Origin of the sequence: Agromyces cerinus (genome assembly GCF_016907835.1) — a bacterium.
Taxonomy (GTDB): domain Bacteria; phylum Actinomycetota; class Actinomycetes; order Actinomycetales; family Microbacteriaceae; genus Agromyces; species Agromyces nitratus.
This window is the reverse complement of sequence record NZ_JAFBCT010000001.1, coordinates 744,141-756,590: the sequence shown is the minus strand read 5'-3', so window position 1 is coordinate 756,590 and position 12,450 is coordinate 744,141. Positions and strand designations below refer to the sequence as shown.

Annotated in this window: 3 protein-coding genes; 2 read left to right on the top strand and 1 reads right to left on the bottom strand. The window is 68.4% G+C overall.

Annotated features, from left to right (window positions below; translation table 11 throughout):
• The gene (sdhA, locus tag JOE59_RS03435; protein WP_204458942.1) at positions 1–1,824 is read left to right on the top strand and encodes a succinate dehydrogenase flavoprotein subunit; all 1,824 of its coding nucleotides are present in this window, start codon (positions 1–3) and stop codon (positions 1,822–1,824) included.
• A 1-nt stretch (position 1,825) separates the two neighbouring features.
• Positions 1,826–2,584, top strand: coding sequence for a succinate dehydrogenase iron-sulfur subunit (locus tag JOE59_RS03430; RefSeq protein WP_179550668.1), 759 nt, complete (start codon positions 1,826–1,828; stop codon positions 2,582–2,584).
• Positions 2,585–2,743: 159 nt separating this feature from the next.
• Here the strand turns inward: JOE59_RS03430 and JOE59_RS03425 are convergent, their stop codons facing one another.
• Positions 2,744–12,148 carry a VWA domain-containing protein gene (locus JOE59_RS03425; protein WP_204458941.1) on the bottom strand — a complete coding sequence of 3,135 codons (9,405 nt, stop codon included), beginning with the start codon at positions 12,146–12,148 and terminating at the stop codon, positions 2,744–2,746.
• Positions 12,149–12,450: the final 302 nt, after the last annotated feature.

Genomic DNA, 12,450 nt, shown 5'->3' with positions numbered 1-12,450 from the left:
GTGAACACCCAGAGCGCCGACGCCGAGACCACGGTCATCGACGGCGTCCACTACCACCAGTTCGACATCGTCATCGTGGGCGCCGGCGGCGCCGGCATGCGAGCGGCGATCGAGGCCGGCCCCGGCGCGAAGACCGCGGTCATCTCGAAGCTCTACCCGACGCGCTCTCACACGGGAGCGGCGCAGGGCGGCATGGCCGCAGCGCTCGCGAACGTCGAGGAGGACAGCTGGGAGTGGCACACCTTCGACACCGTCAAGGGCGGCGACTACCTCGTCGACCAGGACGCGGCCGAGATCCTCGCGAAAGAGGCGATCGACGCGGTCATCGACCTCGAGAACATGGGCCTGCCGTTCAACCGCACGCCCGAGGGCAAGATCGACCAGCGACGCTTCGGCGGCCACACGCGCGACCACGGCAAGGCGCCCGTCCGCCGTGCGTGCTACGCGGCCGACCGCACGGGCCACATGATCCTGCAGACGCTGTTCCAGAACTGCGTGCGCCTCGGCATCAACTTCTTCAACGAGTACTACGTGCTCGACCTCGTGATGACCGAGGTCGACGGGCCGGATGGATCCAAGACGAAGCAGCCTTCGGGCGTCGTCGCCTACGACCTCGCGTCGGGTGAGCTGCACGTCTTCCAGGCGAAGGCCGTGATCTTCGCGACCGGCGGCTTCGGCAAGATCTACAAGACCACGTCGAACGCGCACACCCTCACGGGCGACGGCGTCGGCATCATCTGGCGCAAGGGCCTGCCGCTCGAGGACATGGAGTTCTTCCAGTTCCACCCGACCGGGCTCGCCGGCCTCGGCATCCTCCTCACCGAGGGTGCCCGCGGTGAGGGCGCGATCCTGCGCAACGCCTCGGGCGAGCGCTTCATGGAGCGCTACGCACCCACGATCAAGGACCTCGCGCCCCGCGACATCGTCGCGCGCTGCATGGTGCAGGAGGTCGCCGAAGGTCGCGGCGCCGGCCCGCACAAGGACTACGTGCTCCTCGACTGCACCCACCTCGGTGCCGAGGTGCTCGAGACGAAGCTGCCCGACATCACCGAGTTCGCGCGCACCTACCTCGGCGTCGACCCGGTGTTCGAGCCCGTGCCCGTCATGCCGACCGCGCACTACGCGATGGGCGGCATCCCGACGAACGTCGCCGCAGAGGTGCTCTCCGACAACGACACCGTCGTGCCCGGCCTCTACGCCGCCGGCGAGTGCGCCTGCGTCTCGGTGCACGGATCGAATCGTCTCGGCACGAACTCCCTGCTCGACATCAACGTCTTCGGCAAGCGCGCCGGCCGAAACGCGGTCGAGTACGTGAAGACGGTCGACTTCACTCCCCTGCCCGCCGACCCGGCTGCCGCCGTGCGCGGCATGCTGGAGCAGCTCCGCGACTCCGACGGCACCGAGCGCATCGCCGCGATCCGCAAGGAACTGCAGGACGAGATGGACAAGAACGCACAGGTGTTCCGCACCGACGAGTCGCTCGAGCACGTCACGAAGGTCATCGCCGGCCTCCGCGACCGGTACCGGAACGTGGCCGTGCACGACAAGGGCAAGCGGTTCAACACCGACCTGCTCGAGGCCGTCGAGCTGGGCTTCCTCCTCGACCTCGCCGAGGTGGTCGTGTACTCCGCCCGCAACCGCAAGGAGAGCCGCGGCGGCCACATGCGCGACGACTTCCCGAACCGCGACGACGCCAACTACATGCAGCACACGATGGCGTACCTGTCGGGCGACGCGCACTCGTCGGATGCGGCCGACCACATCCGACTCGACTGGAAACCGGTGACGATCACCCGCTACCAGCCCATGGAGAGGAAGTACTGACGTGAGCACTGCAACGCTCGAAGCCCAGTCGACGGATGCCGCGATCCAGTCGTTCACCGTCACGTTCCTGATCCGCCGCTTCGACCCCGACGTCGACACCGAGCCGCGCTGGCAGGACTTCGACGTCGAGATGTACGCGACCGACCGCGTGCTCGACGCGCTGCACAAGATCAAGTGGGAGCAGGACGGTTCGCTGACCTTCCGCCGCTCCTGCGCGCACGGCATCTGCGGATCCGACGCGATGCGCATCAACGGCCGCAACCGCCTGGCCTGCAAGACGCTCATCAAGGACCTCGACATCTCGAAGCCCATCTACGTGGAGGCCATCAAGGGCCTGCCGCTCGAGAAGGACCTCATCGTCGACATGGAGCCGTTCTTCGCGAGCTTCCGCGAGGTGCAGCCCTTCCTCGTCGCGAACTCGAAGCCCGAGCCCGGCAAGGAGCGCGTGCAGTCGGTCGCCGAGCGAGCGATCTTCGACGACACCACCAAGTGCATCCTGTGCGCGGCGTGCACCTCGTCGTGCCCCGTGTTCTGGACCGACGGCCAGTACTTCGGCCCGGCGGCGATCGTGAACGCCCACCGCTTCATCTTCGACTCGCGCGACGACAACGCGCAGACGCGTCTCGACATCCTCAACGACAAAGAGGGCGTGTGGCGCTGCCGCACGACCTTCAACTGCACCGAGGCCTGCCCCCGCGGCATCGAGGTGACCAAGGCGATCGCCGAGGTCAAGCAGGCCGTCATGCGCGGCAAGCCGTAGTCGCACCACCACGCAGGTCGAGCTTGTCGGACCCCGTTGCGGCGGGGCATCCGACAGGCTCTTCCGTTTCCGCTGCGCGACGAGGTCACCGGGTTCCAGGGCACGAGAGAGGGCCGGGTCTTCGACCCGGCCCTTCCCGTTCGCGGGGGGACGATGCCGCTACTCGGCGGACTCCTCCGCACGGCGACGACGGATCATCATCGCGGCGATCAGGAGCGCACCGGCGGCGAGCAGACCGCCCGCGCCCCACAGGAGTGGCGCTCCCGCGAACCCGGTCGAGGCGATGGCGCCCGCCTGCGGGATCTTTACCGTGACCGTCGAGTCGTCGCAGATCACCGGCAGCTCGGGGTCGATCACCGAGAACAGCGCGACCTCACCCTCCGCGGTCGGCGCCGGCGGATCGACCAGGTCGTTCCAGCAGACCTCACCGGTGTTGTCGATGCTCGACTTCTTCGAGGCGGGGTTCAGCGTCACGCTCAACACCACGTCGGGAGCATCCGGCTCGGTGCCGCCGATCATGCCGTTCAGCACGCAGTGGAGCGTGCCGCCGTAGCCGGCCGAATCCTCGCCGGTGACCTCGCAGTCGTCCCAGCGCGGGAAGGCGGGAGCGGGATCGGTCGTGATCTCGGTGACCTTGAGGTCGCCGGGGATCTCGTCGAACAGCTCCACGGCCTCGACCGCGCCGAGCCCCGAGTTGGTGACCGACAGCGTGTAGTCGAACGAGCTGCCCGGCTTCGCCTCGGTCACGCTCGACGTCTTCTCGATCGTGACGCTCGGATCGCGCTCGACCTCACAGGCCGGAGTGGCCTGCGGGTAGACCGCGAGCACCGACTGGCTCGGGTTGACCTGGAAGGTGATCGTCATCGGGTTGAACTGGTCGGCGAACGCGTAGCTCTCGAGCTTCGAGTCCTTCACCATGTTCTCCCAGATGTCGACGATGCCGTTCTCACCGACGACGTCGCCCTCTTCGATCAGGCGCCAGCCCGGCCATCCGATCGAGATGCCCTCGTCGTTGACCACACCGTACGGCCACAGGGTGCGACCGTTGCGCTCCTCCCACGGGATCTCCATGACGATCGGAGTCGCGTCGGGGTAGACGCCGGCGTCGGGCGTCCACGTGACCGTGATCGGACCCGGAGTGACCGAGCCGGTCGTCTGCACGTTGTGGTACAGGTACGGCACGTCGTTCACGCACTGCACGTACGCGTTCGCCTGCATGGCCTTGGTGGGCACGTCTGCGGTGTCGCAGTCGTTGGAGGGATCGATGTCGAACTCGTCGACCTCGACGCACGCCGTGTTCTCGATGTTCTCGGCCGGCACGAGCGGAGGAACCTCACCGGGATTCTCCGGCAGCTCCGGTCCGACGGCGGGATCCTTCAACGTCACGGGGATCGTGATCGTCGCCATGGGTCCCGACCCGAACGTCGAGTCGCTCGTCGCGGTCAGCGTGTTGCCGTCCTTGACGAAGGTCCACGTGCCCGTCGAGTCGTAGGTGATCGCGTCGACATCGAACTCGAGCGAGTCGGGCAGGGTGTCGGTGACGACCGCGCCCTCGACCGAGGTCGGGCCGTTGTTGGTCACCGTCAGCACCCAGTTGAAGGTGTTCTCCTCGGTGCCGGCCTCGACCGCGTCGACGCCTTCGGGCAGCACCGCGGTCTTCACGATGCCGACCTCGACGATCGGGATGTCGACGCAACCGCTGATCGGCGTCTCGACCTGGCCGTTCGTGAAGAGCGCCCCGTTGAAGAAGCCGTGGCCGCTTTCGGTCTCGACGCACTTCGCGAGGTCGATGTCGGTGATCGTCGTGACGTCGACGACGGCCTGGATGTGCCAGGTCTGGTCGACCCCCGCGAGGATCGGTCGACCGTCGGCGAGCACCGTGTTCGCGCCCGTCCCGGTCCAGCCGGCGACGGGGTCGCCATCGGGGTCCTCTGCGGTGGCCGTGAACGTCGCGCCCGCCGGGAAAGCCGGCTCGTCGCTCAGGTCGTAGATGAGGTCCTTGTCGGGGTCGGCGGTGACGACGATCTCGTAGTCCACCGTCCAGGTGCCGTCGAGGTTGTCGATCGGGGAACCGACGACCGTCTTCTCGGCAGTGGCACGCCCCGGCTCATCGCAGGCACTCGCCTCCGTGGGGAGGTCGCCGACGGTCAGGATGGCCGTGTTGCGGAAGCCGCCCTCGCCCTCGGTGCACTCGACGGTCTCGTCCTCCCACGCGTCCTCGGTCACCGTCGCATCGACGGTCACGAAGTACTCGTGGGTGTGCTCGCCCGCGGTGAGGATCACGTTGCTCGCGAGCTCCTCCGTGGGTTCCGCCGCCGGGTCCGGCCAGCTGCCGCTCGACCCGCCCGGGCCCGTCCACGTCGCCTCGGAGACCGTGATGCCCTCGCCGAAGTCGGCGAGCGTATCACTCAGGTCGTAGGTGACGGCCGACACGACGCTCTCGTCGGTGACGGTGATCTTGTAGTCGATCGTCCAGGTGCCATCGGCGTTCTGAACGGTCGAGACGACCTCCTTGTCGAGCAGGTACGTGGCCGGGGCCGCGGTGTTCGTGATCTCGCACGTCACCTCCTGCCCGGGCTGCAGCACGACGTCGCCGTCTGCCGCGTCGAGCACGAGCGGCTCGACGCCGTTCGTGGAGACGCAGCTCCAGAGTGAGGGCGTGAACTCGTCGTCGCCGGCGAAGTCCGCCGCTTCGGAGAGCGTGTAGGCGAGGTTCGAGTCGACGGTTCCCGTCGCCGTTCCGTCGCCCGTGACCGCCGGCGGGTTGGCCCCGTCGGCAGCGGAGAGGGTCCAGAGCGTCGGCGGGAAGTCCAGCGCGATCTCGAGCGGCAGCACCTGCTTCACGAGGGTGAGCTTCGGCGCGACATCCGTGTTCGTGATGTCGCAGTCGACCGTTGCGCCGAGCTCCGTGACCGTGAGGGTCGCGCTCGTCGAACCGGGTGCGGACACGAGGGTGAACGCATCGTCTCCCTGCTCCGAGGTGCACGACCAGGTCGACGAGACGGTGTACTGCGTGCCGTTCTCGTAGACGGTGCTCACCTCGTTGAGCGTGTAGCCGACGCCCAGTTCCGCGGATCCGCTCGCCGTCCCGTCACCGGTGAAGGCGTCGGTGTCGTCGCCGACGTTCGTACCGCTGACGGCCCAGTCCGCGGGCACTGCTGCGCCCCCGTGCTGGTTGTCGACGTGCTTCTCGAGGTTGACCGTCTGCGTGCAGGTGACGGGGTTCGTCACCGTGAGCGTCGTCACCGTGCCGGAGAGCGTCTGCTCGCCCAGCCCGGTCGCCTCGCCCGCGATGCAGCCTTCAGGCACGAGCACGTCGGACTCGTCGACCGTCACCTCGTCGCCGTCGGCGTACGGTCCCTGCTCGCTGCTCCAGGGAACCTCCTGGCCGTCGAGCGTGGCCTGTGCGGTGAAGCCGTCTGGGAGGGACGGGCTGTCCCATTCGATCGGCGAGCCGCCGTTGATGGTCCAGACCTTCTCGAGCACGACGACCACCGGGACGTCGAAGCAGGCGTCGTCGGTATAGGTGTCGCCAGAGGTGACCGTGGCGGTGTTCTCCAAGCCCTGCTCCTCGCACGTCAGCGACGGGTCGCTGTCGGCGGGCTCGACCGTGAACTTCACCAGCACGGTGAAGACGTCGCTCGCGCCGGCCGGGAGGGCCTGGTTCGCGACGATCGAGTCGGTCGTCGGCGGATCAGCGCTCCAGCCCGGGTCGACGGTCGCATCGGCGCTCGTCACCGTGCGCTCCGTGATGGTCGCGGCGTCGGCGAAGTCCGGGGTGTCATCGAGGTCGTAGACGAGGCCCTGAGCGAACGAGAGGTTCGTCACCGTGATGGTGTAGCTCGCCTCCCAGTGATCGCCGACCCTGGTGACCGATCCCGTGGTCTCCTTGGTGACCTCGGGCTCGGCGGGGACGCCGCAGCCGGTGTCCGACTGCGTGCTGTTGCCCGATGTGAGGCGCACCTCGTTCAGGAATCCGACGTTCGGATCCTCCGGAGTCCAGGTGCAGGTGTCGGTCGTCGGGTCGGCGAACGCCGCCTTGTCGACCTTCGCGGTCACCGTGACGGTGTACTCCTCCACGGCGTCGATGCCGAGCGTGCGCGGCGACGGGACGAGGGTCGCCGTCGGGTTCGCCTCGGGGTCCGCCCAGCTGCCGGATGTCTCGCCATCCCATTCGGCGGTGAGGATGTCGACCTCGGGGCCGAACCTCAGGGTGTCTTCGAGGGTGTATTTCGACACGAACTCGCTGTTGCCGGTGACCGTGACGTCGTACGTGATGGTCCAGACCCCGTCGGCGCCCTGGACGACCGTCGGATCGCCCTTCTCGACGGTCGGCACGCCGCCGTCGGAGATGTCGGTGCAGTCGCTGTCGTCGACCACGAAGTTCCCGCTCGTGAGCACGGCCGTGTTGAAGAAGCCCTTGCCCGTGGTCGGAACGGTCGGAACACACTCGCGATCGCCTTCGGGCACTGCGCCGAACGGCACGTCGACGTTCAGCACGATCGTGTAGACGTGCGTGGCGCCGGCCGCGATCGCGGTGTTCCCGACGACCTCGATGGTGCCGCCCGCGTACGGCTCGGTCGCGCCGTCGTCGATCGTGTACGAGTTGAACTCGACGCCGGCCGGGAAGCCGGGCTCGTCGGACAGCAGGTAGTACGAGGGCTTGGAACCGGGATCCGTGTTCGACACCGTCAGGGTGTAGGTCACGTTCCAGCTGCTGTCGGGCTGCTGGGAGGACGTCGCCCCCGACTTCACGATCTCCGGAACGCTCGGTGCGTCGCAGGCGGTGTCAGGGGTGTCGACCCCGGCGACCGTGAGGATCGCCAGGTTGTTGAATGCGCCCGCGTTGTCGTTCGACGGGCAGGCCGACTGGGCGGGCGTGAGCGTCGGCCCGGTCAGCACGATGCCGCTCACGGCGATGCGATAGACATCGCTCGGGTCGGGGTCGCCGGCCGGGAGGTACGTTCCGGCCGCGAGTGCCGTGCCGTCGACCCACGGTGCGGCTGCCCCGCCGTCCTTCGACAGCGTGAAGGTCGCGGTGGACGTGTCGACGCCCGCGCCGAACCTGGTGTCGTCGAGGAGGTCGTAGACCCCGCCGATCGCGCCGGTGTTCCTGACGGTGATGTCGTAACTGATGCTCCACGTGCCGTCGGCGGCCTGGCTCACCGAGCCCGGCACGACCGTCTTGTCGTGCACGATCGTCGGCTTGTCGATCGACACGCAGCCGGTCGCGGTGCCGGTCTGGTTGCCGGCCGTCACCTTCACGGTGTTGTCGAGGTTCGGGCAGAGGAGCGCCGGGGCATCCGCGCCGATCGCGACCTTGATCGCGACGGTGTAGACGTGCGTGTCGACCCCGGCGGTGCCGGCGAGCGTCACGTCGTCGGCGAGCAGGGTGTGCCCGGCTGCGCCGGTCCACCCGGGCACGAGCGTCACGCCGGCCGGCGGAGTGACCGTGCGTTCGAGCACGTCCACGGATGCCGGGTAGGCGAGCGTGTCGTCGAGGTCGTACTGCGCGCTCGTGGTGGCCGAAGGGTTGGTCACCGTGATCGTGTACGGCAACGTCCAGGTGCCGTCGCCGTTGTCGACGGCGGTGCCGCCGACCTTGGCGATCGTCGGCTTGACCGGCAGCGAGCAGTCCTCAGCGGGGTACGTGACGCCGCCGACGGTCATGACCGCGGTGTTCAGGAACCCGACCGTGCCCGGGGTGCCGGCGTCGCACGCAGTCGGGCTCGTGCCGCTGAAATCGGCGCCCGGTGCGACCGTCGCGTTGACGGTGACGTGCCAGGTGTGCGACGTGCCCTTGACGAGGTTCGGCTCACCGGCGAAGGCCTGCTCGCTGCCGAACGCGACGTTCCACGGCGTCAGTGAGCCCGGCGGTGCCGGCAGCGTGCGCTGGTAGCTCGCGCTGTTCACCGTGACGTTCGCCCCGAAGTCGAGCGTGTCGGTGAGGCTGTACGTCAGGTCCTGGAACGCGCTCGGGTTCGTCACGACGATGTCGTAGCCGATGTCCCAGCTGACGCCGTCGGCGTTGGGCGTGGGAACGGCCGCCGTCTTGACGATCGTCGGCGTGATCGCCTTGAGCGTGTTCGTCACGGTGCAGTCGACCTTGTCGCCCGGGGCGAGCGGCGGGACCGAGGGACCGGGAACGGCTGCTCCCCCGTTCTTCGAGCAGAGCCACGTGCCGGCCTGGAACTGGTCGGCATTCGGCAGTGCCGTCGACTCGGAGAGCGCGATCGTCTCACCGGCGGGCACATCCACGAATCCACCCGTGCCGCCGTCGCCCTGGGCGACGATGGTGGCGCCGACCTTGGCCGCGAGGTTCCACGAGTTCGGGAGCGCCACGTTGCCGGTGACGACCTTCGTCAGCTTCAGCTGCGGCGGGATGGGTGCGTTCGTGATGACGCAGGTGCCCTGTGCGAGCGCGGGCAGCGTGATCGTCTCCGTCGTGACGAACTCCCCGTTCGGGCTGGTCTGGCATTGGATGAGCAACTGCTCGTATCCTGCGGGGCCGCCGGTCTCGGAGATCGTGTACGTCGTGCCGGGTCGGACGAGCACGGTGTTCCCGCTCGTCGTCTGCACGGGGCCGAGACCCGGGGTCGAGCCGCCCGGCGTGGCGACGAGAGTCCAGTCGCCCGGTTCGGCATCGGCGCCATCGAGATCCTGGACGCTCTTGACCAGCTTGAGCTCGGCGGTCTGGTTCACCGCGGTGCATTGCACCCGGAAGCCCAGGGGCACCGTCACACCGCCGTTCAGGCCGTCGGCGAATCCGGGCACGACGACCCCCTGCGCGTTGACCTGCACGCAGTCCCAGCTGCCGGTAGAGCCCGGAATCGGCACGGCGTTCTGACCGAGCGTCTGCACGTAGCGCGGGTCGCCGCTCTCGGCGAGGGGATACGTCACGTTCGGCGTCACCAGCGCGGTAGCGCCGGCGCTTCCCGTCGTTCCGCTCGGGCCTGCGAGCGCCCCTCCGGGAGCCACGGCATCGAGGGTCCACGTGTTCGCGGCGACGCCGCCGTTGGTCACCGTCTTCTTCAGCGTGAGCTGGGTGTCGCAGGTGACGGTGTTCGTGATCGTGTAGCTGTTGTCGCCGGGTTGGAGCGTCGGGCTGAAGGGCAGCGAGCCGTCGGCGGGCACCTGGCCGTTCGCGAGGGTGACCTTCCGATCGGTGATCGTGCACATGTCGCGCGTTCCCACGCCCGTCGTCTCATTGAGCGCGACGACGGTGTTGGCCGGCAGCGGGCCCTGCGTGGTCACCCACGGAGCGTTGGCGCCACCGACGGTCAGCTGGGCGCTGAGCCCGCTCGGCTGGTTGCCGTGCTGGTACGTGGTCCCGTTGACGACCCAGACCTTGTTGACGCTGAAGTTCGACTGCGGCAATGGCGGACGGTTCCAGACATTGCAGGTGACCGCTTGCGTCGAACTCACCGGGATCGAGAAGCCGTTGGCCTCGTTGGAGACGGTGATGGCGTTGCCGGTCGCCTGATCGGTGCAGACCGCGTTCTTGCCGCCCGTCTGCACGATGCTGTGGCCCTGCGGGTCCTCGGTGACCTTCACCGTGCCGCTCGTCGTGCCTCCCGCGAAGGTGAGGGGCAGGTTGACCGCGCCGGTACCGACGGCGGTCGTGCCCTCCTGGGTGGGCGGCGTGATGCCTGCGCTGGTCGGTACCGCGGTGAACTCCCACCCGCCGGCGGGGGTCTGACCGGTCTTCTGCTCACCGGTGCTCGAGCTCGAGACGACCTGCTTGACGACCGAGACGGATCCCTGGCAGGCGCCGAGCGCGAGGTTGCGCAGGATCGTTCCAGCCTGGTCGTAGCTCGACGACTGGAAGTAGTCGGAGTTCAGCTGGTCGCCCGAGATGGCGACGAGGTTGTCGGGCGAACCGCCGACGCCGCTGCCGACGCCGAAGGCGATGACCCGGGTGCCGAGCGCCTTCACCGCGTTCGCCGAGAACACGCCGTTCTCGACCTCGCGGAACCGGGTGCGGCTGCCAGGGCCCTCGTCGTTCGCGTAGACCGTCGGGTTGCCGTCGGTGAGCACGAGCGCGATGTCGTACTGCGTTCCGCTCGCCGCGACCTGGTAGATGCCGCGATCCCAGTTCGTCGCCTCGGTCGGAGTGCTGAACGAGTCGATGTGGTTGCGCACGGTGTTCGCGCCGGCAACCGTGGAGACCGGCGTGATGCCGAGGTTGGCCCCGGCGGTCGCGGGGGCCACGTTGTTGAACGTGAAGATGCCGACCTGCGAGGGAGTGCCCTGGAGGGCGGTGACGAATCCCTTGGCCGCGTTCTTCAGGTCGGTGAAGTTCGGTGCGACGGAGCCGGAGAGGTCGATCACGAGCGCGATGCGCACACCGCACTGCTGGGCCCGCGTCGGGTTCGCGAGCGAGTTCTGCCAGATGCCGCCCGACGCGGTGTTCGTGGTGTTGCCCGTCGCGATCATGAAGTCGCTCAGGGAGCTGAGCGTCTCGCCGGCATCGACATCTGCGATGCGGAACCGGTACGGCGCGGATGCGGGGGTCTCGCCGACGGCGAGCGTGTCGTTGGCGAACCAGTTCGCGGGCACGCCCGGTGTCGCCTGGGCGACCCAGAAGTTGGAGTTGTTGGCGTTCGGAACGGAGAAGGTGCAGACGCCTGCGGGGGTCGACACGCACGTGGCCCACGGCTGGTTGATGACCGAGCCGAAGGAGCCGTTGTTGTCGGTGTAGAGCTGCAGGGTCACTCCCCCGAGGCCGCCGACGCTGGAGATGCCCGTGCGCGAGCCGCCCACCTGGACGTTGACGGTCGCGGGGCCCGTGTACGTGTGCGTGAAGGTGCACGCGGCGGTCTTGCTGTTGCCGCTCCCGTAGGTGACCGTGCGGTCGTCTTCATCCCATGAGGGGTCGCCGCCGCCGGGGCCACCCGTGGTGCAGGTGAAGTCGGTCAGCGTGTAGTTCGCCGGGCCGGCATCGGCGAAGAGGGTGTACGTCGCGGAACGCGGCACCGAGCGGGTCTGTCCCGAGGTGAAGTTGTAGTTGTCGGCGTTGCTCGAGCGAACGGCGTGCAGGGTCCACTGGCTCGGGGTCGCCGAACCGCCCGAGACGACGTTGGTGATGGTGAGGCTGGCGCAGGTGCCCGCCGTCGTACAGTCCGGGGTGTCGGCCGGGAAGACCGACAGCGGGGCGACGTCCGTCGGCGCCTTGAGGTCCTGGGCCGGCGGAGCCTGAGCGGGCGGGTCGGCCGGCGCCTTCTTGGCAGGAGCCTCCTCGACGGGAGCCTTGGCGGGCTCCTCGGTCGCGGGCTCTTCGCTCGCAGGCTCCTCGCTCACGGGCGCCTCGCTCGACGGCGTCTCGCTCGACGTCTCGTCGCCCGACGCCGCCTCCTGCGTCTCGCTCGTCGTCGCGGCATCCGGTGCCGGCTCGACCGCTTGCTCCGCGAACGCCGTCATCGGCAGCCCGATCGCCAGCAGGGCGCCGACCGAGAGCGATGCGATGAGCGCGGTGGCTCTGCGCTTCCTGGTCTCCACTCGCTGTCGACGCGACCGGCGGGGTCGCACGTCGTCGTGGGAAGTGTTGCCGAACCAGCTGTCCATGATTGGCCTTCTTGTGCTCGGGTGAGGAAGCAGAACGAGACTGTTGCGCATTCGGGGCGAGTCAAGCAGAGGAAATGGGGGACACGATAGAGCTCACTTGACACCAATCCGGGGGACAGTGTCCGTCTGGAATTGCGGATTCATCGGGAAGTTCACCGAACTTGTCACCCGAAAGCGGGGTACGCGAGATTTGCTCATGCGCCCCGGATGGGGGACACGCGACGAAGAGGTCACCTCCTCGTCGTGCCACGGCGCGCGGGTGAACGCGACACATGCCGTGTTCGGAATATCGCTGAGGTTCC